Genomic DNA, 16,254 nt, shown 5'->3' on the forward strand with positions numbered 1-16,254 from the left:
ACGAGTCTGAGGCATTGGGCCATCAGTCGCAGCAACAACCAGGATCGCGCCGTCCATCTGCGCAGCACCGGTGATCATGTTTTTAACATAGTCGGCGTGGCCTGGGCAGTCTACGTGTGCGTAGTGGCGAGTCGGGGTGTCGTACTCAACGTGAGAGGTGTTGATGGTGATACCACGAGCTTTTTCTTCTGGTGCGTTATCGATCTGGTCGAATGCACGAGCAGAACCACCGTAGGTTTTTGCCAGAACGGTAGTGATTGCAGCGGTCAGCGTTGTTTTACCATGGTCAACGTGGCCGATAGTACCGACGTTAACGTGCGGTTTTGTACGTTCAAACTTTTCTTTAGACATCGATTGTCCCTCTAAGACACGGATAAATCGGTGATATCACCACATCAACCAGGCGAAATGCCTGAATTGTTGAATACAGTAAAATTGAAACAGAGAGAAACGGGAAGGAGAAGTGAAGTGGTGCTGATACCCAGAGTCGAACTGGGGACCTCACCCTTACCAAGGGTGCGCTCTACCAACTGAGCCATATCAGCACGTATTGGAGCGGGCAGCGGGAATCGAACCCGCATCATCAGCTTGGAAGGCTGAGGTAATAGCCATTATACGATGCCCGCATCCTGAAACTCGGCTACCCAGTTCTTTCTGTAACAAAAAAAGAGATTTCTCTCTTTTTCAGTTTGAGCTGGCTAATTTTTCCAACCAGCTCCGGCGGCATTTACGCTGCCAGAAAGTGGTGGTGGGGGAAGGATTCGAACCTTCGAAGTCGATGACGGCAGATTTACAGTCTGCTCCCTTTGGCCGCTCGGGAACCCCACCGGACTTGATGGTGCCGACTACCGGAATCGAACTGGTGACCTACTGATTACAAGTCAGTTGCTCTACCTACTGAGCTAAGTCGGCATCAAGTAGCGCGCATTCTATGGATACCTGCGCGGTCATGCAACTAAAAATTTGCATAAAACGTTCTTTCGCTCACATTTTATGCGAACAGCGTATCGGACGCTGTAAAAGTAGTCATTTGAGGTCAAATATTCAACATATCATCGTGATTTGCACCGTATTCACCGTAGCGTGACGGCTTCCGCGTAACGCAGCGCTTTCCATCTTTTTTCTTATTATTCCCGTCATCTGGTGTTAACCTCCTGCCCATTGTCCAAAATTAACTGTGTGATGAGCCACGATCCGGCAGTGTGATGCTGGCTCACTGAAGCATGCTTATGAGCAAAAAAGAGCAAACGTTAATGACGCCTTATCTTCACTTTAACCGCAGCCAGTGGGCTGCCCTGCGTGATTCCGTCCCTATGACGCTGACGGAAGGTGAAATCGCACGGTTAAAAGGGATAAACGAAGATCTGTCCCTGGAAGAGGTGGCAGAAATTTATCTCCCCCTCTCTCGCTTGCTTAACTTCTATATCAGCTCGAACCTGCGTCGTCAGGCCGTGCTGGAGCAGTTTCTCGGGACGAACGGTCAACGCATTCCTTATATCATTAGTATCGCAGGCAGCGTGGCCGTGGGTAAAAGTACCACCGCGCGCGTCCTGCAGGCGCTGTTGAGCCGCTGGCCGGAACACCGCAGCGTGGAGCTGATCACCACCGACGGCTTCCTGCACCCGAACGAGGTGTTAAAAGAACGTGGGCTGATGAAGAAGAAAGGTTTCCCGCTTTCTTATGATATGCACCGTCTGGTGAAATTTGTCTCTGACCTGAAATCCGGCGTGCCGCACGTGACTGCGCCAGTCTATTCGCACCTGATCTACGATCGCATCCCGGGTGGGGATAAAACCGTGGTCCAGCCGGACATCCTGATTCTGGAAGGTCTGAACGTGCTGCAAAGCGGGATGGACTATCCTCACGACCCGCATCACGTATTCGTCTCGGATTTCGTCGATTTCTCTATTTATGTCGATGCGCCGGAAGACCTGCTGCAAAACTGGTACATCAACCGCTTCCTGAAGTTCCGCGAGGGGGCGTTCACTGACCCGGATTCCTATTTCCACCACTATGCTCAGCTTTCTGAAGAGGAAGCGATCGGCGTGGCGACGGGGCTGTGGAATGAGATCAACTACGTGAACCTCAAAGAGAACATCCTGCCGACGCGCGAGCGTGCAAGCCTGATCCTCACCAAGAGCGAGAAGCACGCCGTCGACCAGATTCGCCTGCGGAAATAATCAAGCAGACATAAAAAAACCGGCTTAGCGCCGGTTTTTTTCGTTATGCCTGTGGCTTCTCGCCATTTTCATCCTGATCGACCGCGAAGCAGGCAACCAGCTGGCCGCCATAATCCTTCAGCTGCGGCTGGAGCTGGGTACATGGGCCAAAGCGGCGACTGCAGCGGGCGTTGAATGCACATCCCGGAGGCGGATTCAGCGGGCTTGGCAGTTCCCCCGTCAGCTTAATACGCTCACGACGATCGTCCGGGTTCAGACGCGGCGTCGCAGACAGCAGCGCCTGGGTATACGGGTGACGAGGGTTATTAAAGATCTGGTCTTTAGTCCCCTTCTCCACGCAGCGCCCCAGGTACATCACCATCACTTCATCGGCAATATGCTCCACCACCGACAGGTCGTGGGAGATGAACACGTAAGAGAGCCCCAGCTCCTGCTGGAGATCCATCATCAGGTTCAGCACCTGCGCACGCACGGATACGTCGAGCGCGGAGACCGGCTCATCGGCAATCACCACGTCCGGGTCGAGCATCAGCCCGCGGGCGATAGCGATACGCTGACGCTGGCCGCCGGAGAACATGTGCGGATAGCGATCGTAATGCTCGGTTTTGAGGCCGACCTTCGCCATCATCGCCAGCGCTTTTTCACGGCGCTGCTCTTTGCTCAGATTACTGTTGATCAGCAGCGGCTCTTCCAGAATCTGCCCCACTTTTTTACGCGGGTTCAAAGAACCGTACGGGTTCTGGAACACAATCTGGATTTTCTGGCGGCGCAGCTTCTGCGCCTGCGGATCGTGCTTGAGCAGATCCTGCCCCTGATAATAGAGCTCCCCGCCGGTCGGCACTTCAATCATCGTCAGCAGACGGCCCAGCGTGGATTTGCCGCAGCCTGACTCCCCCACCACCGCCAGCGTTTTACCGCGTTCGAGGTTAAAGGAGACGCCGTCCAGCGCTTTCACCAGGCGTTCAGGGGCAAACAGCCCCTTCTTCACCGGGTAGTATTTTTTTAGATCGATGGCCTGCAACAACGGTTGTTGCGTGGTGGCCTGTTGCGTACTCATAGTGTTGGCCTCCCGGCATCATCGAGTGGGTAGTGGCATTTCGACTGACGGCCGTCAGCAAGCTGGTTCAGCTCTGGCTCTTCTGCCCGGCATTTGTCCGTTGCATACGGGCAGCGCGGATTGAGCAGACAGCCCTGCGGACGGTCATATTTACCCGGTACCACACCCGGCAGCGATGCCAGACGCGCTTTGTCCTGAGCAAACTCCGGCAGCGCGCGTAAAAGCGCCTGGGTATACGGATGACGCGGCGCGCGGAAAATATCGTGTGAATTCCCGGTCTCGACCACCTGGCCGGCATACATCACGATGATTTTGTGCGCGGCTTCGGCCACCAACGCCAGATCGTGCGTAATCAGCACCAGCGCCATATTCTCTTTCTGCTGCAGCTCCAGCAGCAGTTCGATGATTTGCGCCTGAATGGTCACATCCAGCGCCGTCGTCGGTTCATCCGCAATCAGCAGTTTTGGTCGACAGGCAATCGCCATCGCGATCATCACGCGCTGGCTCATCCCACCGGAGAGCTGGTGCGGGTAAACGTCCAGACGTGATGCCGGGTCAGGAATCCCCACCTGGTTCAGCAGGTCGATCGCGCGCTGACGACGGGTTTTCTTATTCCCGCCCTGATGCACCTTAATCGCTTCCATAATCTGGAAACCAACGGTGTAGCAAGGGTTCAGGCTGGTCATGGGATCCTGGAAAATCATCGCCACTTCGGCGCCCACCAGTTGGCGGCGCTGTTTTTCAGAAATGCGCTTCAGATCCTGACCGTTGAACTGCAGGTTTTCCGCCATCACGCGGCCCGGGTAATCAATCAGCCCCATGATCGCCAGTGAGCTCACTGACTTACCGGAACCGGACTCCCCGACAATGCCAACCACTTCGCCCTGATTTACGCTGTAGCTGATGCGGTCCACGGCGCGAAACGGGGTGCCTTCGTCGCCGAAGTGCACCGATAATTTATCTACATTTAATAACGCCATCTCGTGCCTCTTACTGCTTCAGTTTGGGATCAAGCGCATCACGCAGGCCATCACCCATCAGGTTAAATGCCAGCACCGTCAGCAGGATTGCCAGACCCGGGAAGGTGACAACCCACCAGGCGCTTTGTGCGAACTGCAACACGTCGGAGAGCATGGTGCCCCACTCCGGTGTTGGCGGCTGCGCACCCATGCCCAGGAAGCCAAGAGCGGCCATATCAAGAATGGCGTTAGAGAAACCGAGCGACGCCTGAACAATCAGCGGCGCCAGGCAGTTAGGGAAGATATTCACGAACATCTGGCGCATCGCACCGGCACCCGCCACGCGAGAGGCGGTGACGTAATCGCGGTTCACTTCCACCAGCACCGCCGCACGGGTTAAACGCACGTAGTGAGGGAGCGCCACGAAGGTCAATGCCAGCGCGGCATTGCCTATCGACGGGCCGAAGATTGCCACCAGCACCAGCGCCAGCAGCAGGCTTGGCAGCGCCAGCATGATGTCGACGATACGCATGATGATGTTATCAACGATGCCGCCGAAGTAACCGGCAACCAGGCCGAGTACAACGCCCATGATCAGCGACAGCACAACAACGAGACAGCCGACCAGCAGCGACAGGCGCGCGCCGTACATCAGACGCGACAGCACGTCGCGGCCCACGTCATCGGTACCCAGCAGGTGCGTCAGGCTACCGCCATCCTGCCACGCAGGAGGCGCGAGCAGCGCATCGCGGAACTGGTCCGCCGGATTATACGGTGCGAGGAAGTTCGCAAACACCGCAATCAGGATCATGATTACGACATACACCAGCCCTACCACCGCGCCTTTATTGCGCTTGAAGTAGTGCCAGAATTCCTGCAGCGGCGTCATAGGAACCGGTGCAGCGACCACTTTATTTTGAGTGACTTGTGACATGATGGTCCCTTACTTCTTATGACGAATACGCGGGTTCACCACGCCGTACAGCAAATCGACCAGCAGGTTGACGAGGATAATCATCGTCGCGACCAGCAGTACACCGCCCTGCACAACCGGATAGTCACGGCGTTGCAGCGCGTCAATCAGCCAGCGTCCAAGGCCCGGCCAGGAGAAGATGGTTTCGGTCAGGATCGCCCCCGCCAGCAACGTCCCCACCTGAAGGCCGATAACGGTCACCACCGGCAGCATGGCATTACGCAGCGCATGGACGATGATGACGCGCATACGCGTCAGGCCCTTGGCGCGCGCGGTGCGGATATAATCCTCACCCAGCACTTCCAGCATCGATGAACGGGTCATTCGCACGATCACCGCCAGAGGAATGGTGCCCAGCACCATGGCAGGCAGGATCATGTGCGCCACGGCATCAATGAAGTTGCCCTCTTCGCCCCAGATAGCCGTATCGATCAGCATAAATCCGGTGAGCGGGTTGGAGTCATCAAGGAAGACCATATCACTGACGCGCCCGGAGACCGGTGTCAGGTTAAGCTGCACCGATACCAGCATGATCAGCATCATGCCCCACCAGAAGATAGGCATGGAGTAGCCGGTCAGCGCCAGGCCCACGGCGGTGTGGTCAAAAATAGAGCCACGCTTGACGGCAGCCAGTACCCCAACAGGAATACCCACCGCAGTGGCGAAAATCATGGCGCAGACGCCAAGCTCCAGCGTCGCTTTAAAACGCGGCACGAACTCGTCCCACACCGGAAGACGGCTTTTCAGCGAAATCCCTAAATCACCGTGCAATACGCCCCAGATATAGTGGAGGTACTGCTGCCACATCGGCTTATCGAGACCGAGTTCCGCCAGCAGCTGTGCATGGCGCTCAGGGGAAATACCACGCTCGCCCGCCATAATCATTACCGGGTCGCCGGGGATCATATGGACGAAGGCAAAAGTGAGAAGGGTGATACCGATAAACGTGGGGATAACAAGTCCCAGACGTCGGAGGATGAACTGCAACATAACCCGGATTCTCTCTGATGACGCACGACCAGTGGCGTGACGTCTGTATTGCTCACAAATGTAAATTCCCTCTCCTGGCGGGAGAGGGTTAGGGTGAAGGGCGTGCATGCATCCCCTCACCCCTGCCCTCTCCCAGAGGGAGAGGGAGAACACCCTACTTATTATTCAACAGATACGTTTTCGAAGTGGTGTTTGCCCAGTGGATCAACCACGTAGCCCTTCACTTCTTTACGCACTGGCTCGTACACGGTGGAGTGAGCAACAATCAGCGCCGGAGCCTGATCGTGCATAACAACCTGAGCCTGCTTGTACAGTTCAATACGTTTGTTGTGATCGTCGGTCGCACGCGCCGGCTGGATCAGGTCTTCAAACGGCTTGTAGCACCAGCGAGAGTAGTTAGAACCGTCTTTCGCCGCCGCGCAGCTGAACAGGGTGGCGAAGAAGTTGTCCGGATCCCCGTTATCACCGGTCCAGCCCATCATTACCGCCTGGTGCTCACCCGCTTTGGCGCGCTTCAGGTACTCGCCCCACTCGTAGGTCACAATCTTGGCCTGAACGCCAACTTTAGCCCAGTCAGCCTGAACCATTTCCGCCATACGGCGTGCGTTCGGGTTGTACGGACGCTGTACCGGCATCGCCCACAGCTCAACGGTAAAGCCTTTATCCTGGCCCGCTTCTTTCAGCAGCGCTTTCGCTTTCTCAGGATCGTAGGTGTAGTCTTTAACGTCGTCGTTATAACCCCACATGGTTGGTGGGATCAGGTTTTTGGCAGCAACGCCAGCGCCCTGGTAAACCGCCTTGATGATCGCTTCTTTGTTCACCGCGTAGGTCAGCGCCTGACGCACTTTCACGTCATCAAACGGTTTCTTCTCGGTGTTGAAGGAGAGATAGCCCACGTTCAGGCCAGCCTGCTCCAGCAGGTTGATGTTCTTGTCCTGCTTCATGCGGGCGATGTCAGCCGGGTTCGGGTACGGCATTACCTGGCATTCGTTTTTCTGCAGTTTTGCATAACGCACTGACGCATCAGGCGTGATGGAGAAGACCAGACGGTCGATCTGCGGCTTGGTGCCCCAATAGCCTTCGAACGCTTTATACAGAATGCGGGAGTCTTTCTGGTACTGCAGCAGCTGGAATGGACCGGTACCGATTGGGTTCAGGTCGACTTTTTCCGGCGTACCGGCTTTCAGCATGTTGTCCGCGTACTCTTTGGACAGAATTGAAGCGAAGTCCATGGCCAGGTCAGCCAGGAATGGCGCTTCCGGACGCGTCAACACGAACTGAACCGTTTTATCATCCACTTTTTTCACTTCAGCGATCAGGTCTGGCAGACCCATCCCTTCGAAGTATTCATAGCTGCCGCCAGACACTTTGTGGTACGGGTTCTGAGCGTTTTTCTGACGGTCGAAGGAGAACACAACGTCGTCGGCGTTAAAGTCGCGCGTTGGTTTGAATTCTTTGCTGTCCTGCCACTTCACGCCCTGGCGCAGGTGGAAGGTATAGGTTTTGCCGTCTTCGCTGACGTCCCACTTCTCGGCCAGACCCGGAATCACTTCCGTGGTACCGGTTTTGAATTCAACCAGACGGTTATAGATCGGTACAGAGCTTGCGTCGTAAGTCGTACCAGAGGTAAAGAGCTGTGGGTTAAAGCCTTCCGGCGAGCCTTCAGAACAGTAAACCAGGGTTTTTGCCTGTACGCTTGCTGCCACGGTCATAGCCACCAGGCTCAGACCAAGCTTCAGCATCCCTGACTTCTTCAAGGAAATACTCATTATTCTGCTCCAATGTGATGTTTTGCTTTGTTGTGTTACGCCGCCAGACCTTTATTTATTTTTTACCCGGTCCGGTCGGTGATGCCCGAAGGCTTTAAAGGGATGGAGAATCCTTTCAGAAGAGCGTTTGAGTTGCAGCGCAGATCGTCCCTGAAATGCCCCTCATGCCCTACAATCTGTCAACAGAATGTGAAAACGTCAATACAGGTGACGGGGATTTACGCTGAGTGTGAGAAACCGCAAACAAAGATTAAAAAAACTATGCATGCCAGTTTTCAGCAGGGAAATTTATGCTACTCGCTATCTTGCAGCACAAGTCTCTTCATATTTCGCAACAATCAGTGATTAACTTTTATTCAGAATGGGTAAATTTTCTTGCAGAATGGTGATTATCTGAGCACTAAATACCGCGAACGTTAAAACGCACAGCGAAAAATGCTGAGGTTATCCATAAGCAACGCGAAAAAAGATCAATCTATATATAAAAAAATACAATGGATTATGTCACAAAATCGTTAACAGGCAGGGAGAAGCAGGCCTAAGGGGCGTTTTGGATACTCTGACGGGATAAGATCATAATGCAAAAAGGGCTAACCTTGCGGTTAGCCCTTTTCAGAATGTGGTCGGCGAGAGAGGATTCGAACCTCCGACCCACTGGTCCCAAACCAGTTGCGCTACCAAGCTGCGCTACTCGCCGAATGCGGAGCGCATCTTACTGCTGAGGTGCGCCCCCGTCAATCCCTTATTTTCAAAAAGCCATTCAACTGGCGATATTCTCGCCAGGGCAGCTACTGCGCGGCTTTTACGCTGTTATCAGGGAGTTTACACCAGTTGTTGTTTTCGTTAATCCCACCATTCGGTGAGGTATAGCCGAGACAACCCATAATGGTGTCGTACAGCTCAACGTGACGGCGCGGCACCTTCATCTCCGCCTCTTTTTTCAGCTGAGCAAACATCTTCGCCTTCTCCGGATTTTCAAGATACTTATCCGACATCCACATGATCATCGGCACGCGGAACTGCTCCGGCGGTGCCAGCTTGCGCGGCGTACCGTGCAGGTGCTCTTTCTCGTTGATGGATTCACCGTGGTCTGCCGCGTAAATCACAATCGCTTTTTTATCGCGCAGCTGGTCGATCACCCGGCTCAGGAAGGTATCCACGTACAGCACCGAGTTGTCGTAGGCGTTGATCAGCTCCTGCTTGCTGCAGTCTTTATTAATGCCCACGCACTCAGGCTGCCACTTCGCAAAATCACGCGTGTAGCGCTGGTAATAGCTGTAATGCGACCCTTTGGTATGCAGAATAACCAGATGCTTGCCCTGCGGATGGTTCTTGAGGGACTGCGACATCTCTTCCAGCAGCAGCATGTCGTCGACGTTTTTACCGCGGTTACGCGGTTCGGCGCCAATCTGCTCGCGGTACGCAATGTTATCTGCCAGCGTGTTGGTGTAGAACCACATCTCACTTTGCATGGCGAACAGGTCAGAGCTAAACCCAAGCTGCTTCAGCACGGCAAACACGTTCTGCTCTTTCAGCGTGCGTTGCGGGTTATCGCTTGCACCGCCTTCACGCACAAACATACAGCGCAGCGAGAGCTTGGTTGCAGTATCGCAGGAGTAGCCACGGTAAGCCACCAGGTTTTTCTCCTGCGCCAGCTTTGGCGTGGTATCCCGGTTATAGCCGAGAATACCCATATGATCCCAGCGCGTCGTTTCACCGATGACGAAGACGACGTACGTATCATCAATCCCGTCGGCTGGCGGCTGGTAGGTGAATTTTTTCAGTGGATTAATCAGCGATTTCACATCACTGGATTCGTCCGCCTGCGCCCAGGCATACAGACCTAACGCTGACAGCCAGTTAGAGGGCAAATAGGAGTTTGCCACCACGCCGCCATAGCTTGGCATATCCACGCCCGTCGCTTTTTCGACGCGTTTTTGCTGCGTTTCCATCAGGCGGATTGGCGCCCATACCAGCAGTCCGGCCAGCAGGACAACGACGATATTGCGGATCCGCTGTCCACGGGTGCGCAGCTGGCGTAGCAGCGTATAGCGGCACGTATTGTTCCAGATAAAGAACAGCGGTATCAGACAGGTTAAAACTGTCCAGACGATAAAGCCTTTCCCTACCACCTCTTTCGAGAGATCGATATCCGTGGTCATCACCGAGGCAACGATACCGTACCCAATGACCACGTTCATAAAGGTCATGTAATAGCTTGCGGCGGCGGAAATAATCACCACCAGCGAGGCCAAAATTTGCCAGGTACGTCGGCCAAAAAGGGACAGCAGGCGTAAGAGGAAGAAGGTAGCGAGGACGGAGCCGAACACTTCAATGGCGGCAAAAATACCATTACTCACGGTAAGGTGTTCAAAATAACCTTCCACTCTTCTGAACAGTACCGCGCCATTCAGAAATAATCCGATATAGACAGCCAGCATCAGACACAATCTTTGCTGGGTAAGAGACCTAATGTATTTCATGCAAACAACCCTGGGGGAAGGGGTATAAAAACCCGACGAATCTCAAAGAGAAAGCGGACAGAGTACGTAAATGCGTAAGGAAGCGTTATTAGAAACGTCTACAAGCGCGATAAGTAGACCACAGCGGGAGAGAAAAGTGGCAGCAGAGAGTGTGATCGGTATAAATTTTTACAAAATATCGAGACGGGAAGCGTCTCGCATAAAGAAAAAAGAGGCCACAGAGGCCTCTTTCATACAGCTTACGCGTGCGCTTCTTTGAATACTTCACGCTGCGGCTGGCGAATCGTGGTCGAGAGCGCCAGCGAGATAATCAGCAAGGCAAATATGACGCAGAAGGTCACGTAGAACCCGCCGAACAGAGAGGCAATCAGCGAGCCGCAGATACTGCCGATCCCGAAGCCAAGATAGATAACGCCGTAGTTTTTCGCCAGATTGTTCAGGCCAAAGAACTCGCTTACCAGTGACGGGAAGACGGTAATCGTGCCGCCGAAGTTAAAGGCCACGCAGGCAATCGCCGCAAAGAAGGTGGCTTCATTCAGCGGAGCGAACAGCAGCGCCGCCATGCCGACCAGCGAAACCACCTGCCCAATCGTAATCACACGGATACGGGCAATTTTGTCAGACAGAATACCGAGCACCAGACGACCGGAGAGGTTGGCAATGGAGATGACCGTCACCGCATTCGCCGCCGTGGCCGCATCCAGCTTCACCATCCCCTGTGCGATATCCTTCGCCACGCCGATGACATACAGTCCGCTCATGCAGGCCGTCAGGAACATCACCGCCAGCATCCAGTACTGCGGTTTACGCATGGACTGCGCGAGGGTGAAGTCGTTCTCCACCACGCCGTTAACGGATTTGACCTCCTGCTGCGGTGCATCGGTCATCAGCGTGGCACCGAACAGAATCATCACCAGCACGATTGCGCCCCAGATCATAAAGGTGTTTTCGAGGCCAACGGACGCCAGCAGATGGGAGTCGATAAATTTGAACCCGAGGCTGCCCAGGCCATAAGAGCCGATGGCGAACGCGGATATTAAGCCTTTACGCTCCGGGAACCACTTCACGCAGTTCGACAGGGTCAGCAGGTAACCTGCGCCATCGGCCAGACCCACCAGCACGCCGGCGCTCAGCCACAGCATCATCAGGTTGCTGGAATGCGCCGTCAGGAAAAAGCCCAAACCCAGCAGAATGCCGGACGCCATGGTCACACGCTTCACCCCAAAACGCTCCTGCAGCTTGCCCGCGACGGAAGACGAAATCGCCAGCCCCAGGCTCAGCAGACCAAAGGAGAACGCAACCTGGCTGACCGGTGCGCCGAGTTTGTCGGAAAGCGCGCTGTTAAACAGGCTCCAGGTATAGACCGATCCCAGCGCAAACTGGGTGACGATGGTGCCAAAGAGCGTGAGCCAGCGCGTGCGGTTATAAGTTGATGTGTTCATGGCAGTTGTCCTGCAGGAGAAATTAAGGAAGTTCGCTGAGGACAACGATAAACAAAACCTTAATACGCCTGGGGTAAAACGGCATGAAATGCAGGCGGAACGGAATGAAATGCCTGGAAACGGGAATGAATGGCCTGGCCCGGGCATAAAGCGACAGCGTGTTAGTATCCGCTATCGCTGTAAAGCCCGTGGTTGTTGTATTCGAGATGTTATCGTAACGTTTAAAAAAGTAACAACTCTAGAAATTTGCGCTAACGCCGAGGGTGTATAAAAACTCCTCACCGGTGGTGGTGTGCTCCCCCTGAGCCAGCGACGCATAGGCCGCGACGTGCGTATTAAAAGGAATATCCGTTCCCACGGTGACGTCCATCCAGCTACCGTTTTGGGCAGGGGCTGGCGTTTGCGGCATGCCAAACTGCGATTTCCACTGGTTTTCACCAAACTGCTGGTTATAGCTAATCTGCGCCCACGGACGGAGATCGCCGTACTGGGTATTCACGCGCCACCCCAGCGTGCTGACGCTGGCATGCCAGAGCGGGTCGGTGATTGCCTGCGTCGACGCGCTATCACCAAACTCGTTGATCATCATGGGAGCCGTGCCGTCGTATCGCCACGCCACCACCGGACCGGTGGTGATACGCGCTGAAACCGGAAAATTCCAGCCCACGCTCATCGCCCCCTCCGGCGTGCTGCCAGACGGTATATTCAGGGCAAGACCCGGCGCGTTTTGCGAAGACTGAATACGCTCAGCCAGAATATCCTCATAACGCGGTTGGTGATCCGCGTCCCATGTATAGCGTTCCGCCGTATTATTTTGGGCGTCTGAAACGATATATTCCTGTTGCCAGGCAGACGCTGTATTACAAAAAAACAGGCAGGCTGAAATCCCCACCAGGCCAGAAGCAGCATGGCGACCACTGATTTTTTTTATCATCATCAACACGACCCCAGAGAGAGCCGAATTCGGCGATATTTGTCGTTATTCAGGAAGAGCTTATAACCCTTGTATTAACTATTGTCTTTATAGTAAACACGTCAAGCCAGTCAGAATGAAAATTTTGCGAAATCAGTATCAATAAGGGAGATGACGGATGGAACGTTGCGGTTGGGTGAGCCAGGATCAGCTTTATATCGACTATCACGATCGGGAATGGGGCGTGCCGGAAACGGATGGCAAAAAACTCTTTGAGATGATCTGTCTGGAGGGCCAGCAGGCGGGGTTGTCCTGGATTACGGTACTGAAGAAACGCGAAAACTACCGCAACGCCTTCCACCAGTTCGATCCTGTCGCCGTCGCTGCGATGACCGATGAAGACGTGGAACGCCTGGTGCAGGACGCCGGCATCATCCGTCATCGCGGTAAGATCCAGGCCATCATCGGTAACGCACGCGCTTACCTGGCGATGGAACAAAACGGCGAATCGTTCTCAGATTTTGTCTGGACGTTTGTGAACAACGATCCGCAGGTCACCCAAGCCGCCACGCTCGCGGAAATCCCGGCCTCTACCCCGGCCTCGGATGCGCTCTCGAAGGCCCTGAAAAAACGCGGCTTTAAGTTTGTCGGTTCCACCATCTGCTACGCCTTTATGCAGGCCTGTGGCCTGGTCAACGACCACGTTACCGGCTGCTTCTGTCATCCGGGAGGCCATCATGATCCGCAAATGGCAAAGTGAGAATACCGCGCCGCTTTTGAGCCTGTGGCTTGAAAGCACCACGGAAGCGCATCCGTTTATCGAGCCGGGTTACTGGAAAGAGAACGAGGCCATGGTGCGGGACGTTTACCTGCCGTCGGCGGAAACCTGGGTCTGGGAACAGGATGGCGAGCCATACGGATTTATCAGCGTGATGCAGTCTCAGTTTGTCGGCGCGCTGTTTGTCGCACCGTCATGCATCGGGAAAGGCATCGGGCGCGCGCTGCTGAACCATGTTCAACAGCGCTTCCCGCATTTAACCCTGGAGGTGTACCAGAAAAATGTGCGGGCGGTGAATTTCTACCATGCTCAGGGCTTTCGCATTGAAGACAGCGCCTGGCAGGATGATACTCAGCACCCGACGTGGATCATGAGCTGGCAGGCGGATCAAACGCCGTTAAGGTAAGCTCGGGTCCCTGATATTTTTCTACCCAGGCCAGCGCCGTGTTCCCTGCGCAGCCATTCCCCAGCTTCGAGCTGGGGAGATCTTTGGTCAGCACGTTAACCGCCCCGTTTTTACAGATCCCTCCCTCGGCGGGCTCAAGGTCGGGCCATGCGCCTTGATGAATGCAGATCACGCCCGGTTTAATCCCGTCGCTCACCACCGCCCCTGCCAGCACCTGCCCGCGCGAGTTCCAGACGCGCACCACGTCGCCGTCCGTAATCCCCCGGGCTTTCGCATCGAGGGTATTCAGCGTGACCGGCTCTCGCCCGGCGACCGCATACTGCTCGCGCAGAGAAGTATAGTTAAGCTGGCTGTGCAGGCGGTGCGCGGGATGCGCTGACAACACCTGCAGCTGTTCCGGCTGGGCGTTGCCGTGCCACTCGTCCGGCTCGAGCCACATAGGGTGTGGCGGGCAATCGGCATAGCCAAAGCTGGCGATGCGCTCACTATAAATCACGATCTTTCCGCTCTCGGTTTTCAGCGGGTGGCTCTCCGGGTCGCGGCGGAAATCGGCAAAACGGACAAACTTCGCGTTCTGTTCGCTCTCCGGCATCTCGACGATCTGGTTCGCTTCCCAGAATTCGGCAAATGGCGGAAGCGTCACGCCCTGCGCCGCGCCACGCTGGCCGGCAATCTGGTAGAAGGTTTCCAGCCATTGCAGATCGCTTTTCCCTTCGGTAAAACGCTCGCGACCGCCCGCTTCCCACAGCTCGCTCAGTTCAGCAAACACGTCAAAATCATCACGCGCTTCGTCTCGCGGGGCCACTACGCGCTTCATCGGGACCATATGCTGGTTGCTGTAGTCGCCGGTCATAGTGAGATCGTTACGCTCAAACGAGGTGGTCGCTGGCAGGACAATATCTGCATGCTTAGCCGAGCCGGTCCAGAAGCACTCGGAAATCACCACCAGCTCCGGCTTCTGCCAGGCGCGGATCAGGCGGTTGGTATCCTGATGGTGCGTGAAGTTCGACCCGCCCGCCCACCAGACAAATTTAATGTCCGGGAAGTGGCGGTCCAGACCGTTGTGCTGATAGAAACCGCCCGGGTTTTCCAGGGCTTCAACAATACGCGCCACCGGTATTTTATCCACGGCATCGACGCCGCCCTGCACCGAGCCTTGCAGAGACGCCAGCACCGCCGCTTTACGCGTCGGGTTACCGCCGTTTGCAAAGTGATAGGAGAGACCAAAACCCCCGCCCGGCGTGCCGATCTGCCCAAGCATTGCGGCAAGCGTTACCAGCATCCAGTGTTTTTGCTCGCCAAACTGTTGACGCTGCATTCCCCAGCCGGACATTAACATCGTGGCATTTTTATGGAACAACGCCGCCAGTTCGCGGATTTTCTCCGCAGGAACGCCGCAAATCTCTGCCGCCCACTCTGCCGTTTTCGCCACCCCATCGGATTGACCCGTCAGGTAGTCGGCAAATTTATCGAAACCGGTGGTACAGCGCGTCAGGAATTCAACATCGTGCCAGCCGTTTTCGACCAGCGTATGGGCGATCCCCAGCATCATCGCCACGTCGGTGCCCATATGGGGAGCAATCCACTCGGCGCTGTCGCCGAAGAAATCCATGGTTTCAGAGCGCATTGGGTCAATGCAGATGATGCGCTTGCCGCTTTTGCGCAGCGCGTCGAAATACCCAATCCCCTGCTCGTCGCTGGCATTCCAGGCAATTTTCAGCGTATTGAGCGGGTTGGCGCTCCAGAGCACCACCACGTCGGTATGCGCCAGCACCAGCGGCCAGCTGGTCTGCTGCTGGTACACTTCGTTCCCCCCTACGACGTACGGCATGATCGCCTGCGCCGCGCCGGTGGAGTAATCCCCCAGATGGCCGGTATAGCCTCCCGCCAGGCTCATGTAGCGCTGCAGCAGCGTCGAGGCCTTGTGCAGCACGCCGTTAGAACGCCAGCCGTAGGAGCCGGCAAAAATGGACGACGGTCCGTAAGTGTCGCGAATGCGCTTATGCTGGGCGTGGATCAGCGCCAGCGCGTCATCCCAGCTCACGCGAACAAACTCATCCTGACCGCGGATCCCCTGCGGTTTATCCGGCGAGGCCAGAAAACCTTTACGCACCATCGGCCAGCGCACGCGCGTGTTGCTGTGCACCTGATCGCGAACGACGGTCTGTAACGAGTTGGGATGTTGGGTTGGTAGTGCCCCGCGGGACGACAGAACATTTTCGCCATCGGTTTCGACCAGTATCGGCCCCCAGTGGGCGGCGGTCAGAATGGTTTTCGTTGAGGTGCTCAAGCGTGCGCTCCTGG

At 55.4% G+C, this 16,254-nt stretch carries 13 protein-coding genes and 5 tRNA genes; 3 read left to right on the forward strand and 15 right to left on the reverse strand.

All coding sequences use genetic code 11. From position 1 onward, the window contains the following. The 5 genes from IM317_RS05235 to IM317_RS05255 form a co-directional block, all read right to left on the reverse strand. A partial coding sequence (locus IM317_RS05235) for a GTP-binding protein (RefSeq protein WP_171048787.1) occupies positions 1-351 on the reverse strand: 351 nt, incomplete at its 3' end. Between the two features lie 118 nt (positions 352-469). Then, a tRNA-Thr gene (locus tag IM317_RS05240) sits at positions 470-545 on the reverse strand. A 6-nt stretch (positions 546-551) separates the two neighbouring features. Then, positions 552-626 (reverse strand) — tRNA-Gly (locus IM317_RS05245). A gap of 117 nt (positions 627-743) precedes the next feature. Next, positions 744-828 (reverse strand) — tRNA-Tyr (locus IM317_RS05250). Between the two features lie 8 nt (positions 829-836). Continuing rightward, positions 837-912, reverse strand: a tRNA-Thr gene (locus IM317_RS05255). A 317-nt stretch (positions 913-1,229) separates the two neighbouring features. On the opposite strand from IM317_RS05255, the gene coaA reads away from it, so the two are divergent. Next, a complete protein-coding gene (gene coaA / locus IM317_RS05260) occupies positions 1,230-2,180 on the forward strand; it encodes a type I pantothenate kinase (RefSeq protein ID WP_032668002.1) in 951 nt (316 codons plus the stop codon). A gap of 43 nt (positions 2,181-2,223) precedes the next feature. Here the strand turns inward: coaA and dppF are convergent, their stop codons facing one another. The 9 genes from dppF to IM317_RS05305 all read right to left on the reverse strand — a co-directional run bounded on the left by dppF (position 2,224) and on the right by IM317_RS05305 (position 12,790). Then, complete coding sequence (gene dppF, locus IM317_RS05265; RefSeq protein ID WP_023309965.1) at positions 2,224-3,237, reverse strand: dipeptide ABC transporter ATP-binding subunit DppF; 1,014 nt, start codon at positions 3,235-3,237, stop codon at positions 2,224-2,226. Continuing rightward, a complete protein-coding gene (dppD, locus tag IM317_RS05270; protein ID WP_008502772.1) occupies positions 3,234-4,217 on the reverse strand; it encodes a dipeptide ABC transporter ATP-binding protein in 984 nt (327 codons plus the stop codon). The genes dppF and dppD overlap by 4 nt, the downstream gene beginning before the upstream one ends. Before the next feature lie 10 nt (positions 4,218-4,227). Next, positions 4,228-5,130 carry a dipeptide ABC transporter permease DppC gene (dppC, locus tag IM317_RS05275; protein ID WP_029742039.1) on the reverse strand — a complete coding sequence of 301 codons (903 nt, stop codon included), beginning with the start codon at positions 5,128-5,130 and terminating at the stop codon, positions 4,228-4,230. A gap of 9 nt (positions 5,131-5,139) precedes the next feature. Further along, the gene (gene dppB, locus IM317_RS05280; protein ID WP_023334097.1) at positions 5,140-6,159 is read right to left on the reverse strand and encodes a dipeptide ABC transporter permease DppB; all 1,020 of its coding nucleotides are present in this window, start codon (positions 6,157-6,159) and stop codon (positions 5,140-5,142) included. A gap of 161 nt (positions 6,160-6,320) precedes the next feature. After that, the gene (dppA, locus tag IM317_RS05285) at positions 6,321-7,928 is read right to left on the reverse strand and encodes a dipeptide ABC transporter periplasmic-binding protein DppA (RefSeq protein WP_033146993.1); all 1,608 of its coding nucleotides are present in this window, start codon (positions 7,926-7,928) and stop codon (positions 6,321-6,323) included. Positions 7,929-8,548: 620 nt separating this feature from the next. Next, positions 8,549-8,625 (reverse strand) — tRNA-Pro (locus IM317_RS05290). 91 nt (positions 8,626-8,716) lie between these two features. Further along, positions 8,717-10,411, reverse strand: a complete 1,695-nt coding sequence (gene eptB, locus IM317_RS05295; RefSeq protein ID WP_033146994.1) for a kdo(2)-lipid A phosphoethanolamine 7''-transferase — start codon at positions 10,409-10,411, stop codon at positions 8,717-8,719. A 239-nt stretch (positions 10,412-10,650) separates the two neighbouring features. Next, positions 10,651-11,853, reverse strand: coding sequence for an MFS transporter (locus IM317_RS05300; RefSeq protein ID WP_033146995.1), 1,203 nt, complete (start codon positions 11,851-11,853; stop codon positions 10,651-10,653). Between the two features lie 238 nt (positions 11,854-12,091). Then, positions 12,092-12,790 carry an autotransporter domain-containing protein gene (locus tag IM317_RS05305; RefSeq protein ID WP_033146996.1) on the reverse strand — a complete coding sequence of 233 codons (699 nt, stop codon included), beginning with the start codon at positions 12,788-12,790 and terminating at the stop codon, positions 12,092-12,094. Positions 12,791-12,944: 154 nt separating this feature from the next. Here IM317_RS05305 and tag point away from each other — a divergent pair, with 154 nt between their 5' ends. Next, entirely contained in the window at positions 12,945-13,526 is a 582-nt protein-coding gene (tag, locus tag IM317_RS05310; RefSeq protein ID WP_024909083.1) for a DNA-3-methyladenine glycosylase I, read from the forward strand. Then, a complete protein-coding gene (locus tag IM317_RS05315; protein WP_032661790.1) occupies positions 13,504-13,950 on the forward strand; it encodes an N-acetyltransferase in 447 nt (148 codons plus the stop codon). The genes tag and IM317_RS05315 overlap by 23 nt, the downstream gene beginning before the upstream one ends. Here IM317_RS05315 and IM317_RS05320 read toward each other — a convergent pair. Next, a complete protein-coding gene (locus IM317_RS05320; RefSeq protein WP_033146997.1) occupies positions 13,913-16,240 on the reverse strand; it encodes a molybdopterin guanine dinucleotide-containing S/N-oxide reductase in 2,328 nt (775 codons plus the stop codon). The genes IM317_RS05315 and IM317_RS05320 overlap by 38 nt on opposite strands. Positions 16,241-16,254 lie beyond the last annotated feature (14 nt).

The organism is Enterobacter cloacae complex sp. S3 (assembly GCF_014930495.1).
Taxonomy (GTDB): Bacteria; Pseudomonadota; Gammaproteobacteria; order Enterobacterales; family Enterobacteriaceae; genus Enterobacter; species Enterobacter asburiae_B.

What these genes read in the sequence shown, in the direction of transcription:
- coaA (WP_032668002.1), top strand. Translation starts at nt 1,230, where the DNA reads ATGAGCAAAAAAGAGCAAACGTTAATGACGCCTTATCTTCACTTTAAC.
- dppF (WP_023309965.1), bottom strand. Translation starts at nt 3,237, where the DNA reads ATGAGTACGCAACAGGCCACCACGCAACAACCGTTGTTGCAGGCCATC.
- dppD (WP_008502772.1), bottom strand. Translation starts at nt 4,217, where the DNA reads ATGGCGTTATTAAATGTAGATAAATTATCGGTGCACTTCGGCGACGAA.
- dppC (WP_029742039.1), bottom strand. Translation starts at nt 5,130, where the DNA reads ATGTCACAAGTCACTCAAAATAAAGTGGTCGCTGCACCGGTTCCTATG.
- dppB (WP_023334097.1), bottom strand. Translation starts at nt 6,159, where the DNA reads ATGTTGCAGTTCATCCTCCGACGTCTGGGACTTGTTATCCCCACGTTT.
- dppA (WP_033146993.1), bottom strand. Translation starts at nt 7,928, where the DNA reads ATGAGTATTTCCTTGAAGAAGTCAGGGATGCTGAAGCTTGGTCTGAGC.
- eptB (WP_033146994.1), bottom strand. Translation starts at nt 10,411, where the DNA reads ATGAAATACATTAGGTCTCTTACCCAGCAAAGATTGTGTCTGATGCTG.
- IM317_RS05300 (WP_033146995.1), bottom strand. Translation starts at nt 11,853, where the DNA reads ATGAACACATCAACTTATAACCGCACGCGCTGGCTCACGCTCTTTGGC.
- IM317_RS05305 (WP_033146996.1), bottom strand. Translation starts at nt 12,790, where the DNA reads ATGATGATAAAAAAAATCAGTGGTCGCCATGCTGCTTCTGGCCTGGTG.
- tag (WP_024909083.1), top strand. Translation starts at nt 12,945, where the DNA reads ATGGAACGTTGCGGTTGGGTGAGCCAGGATCAGCTTTATATCGACTAT.
- IM317_RS05315 (WP_032661790.1), top strand. Translation starts at nt 13,504, where the DNA reads ATGATCCGCAAATGGCAAAGTGAGAATACCGCGCCGCTTTTGAGCCTG.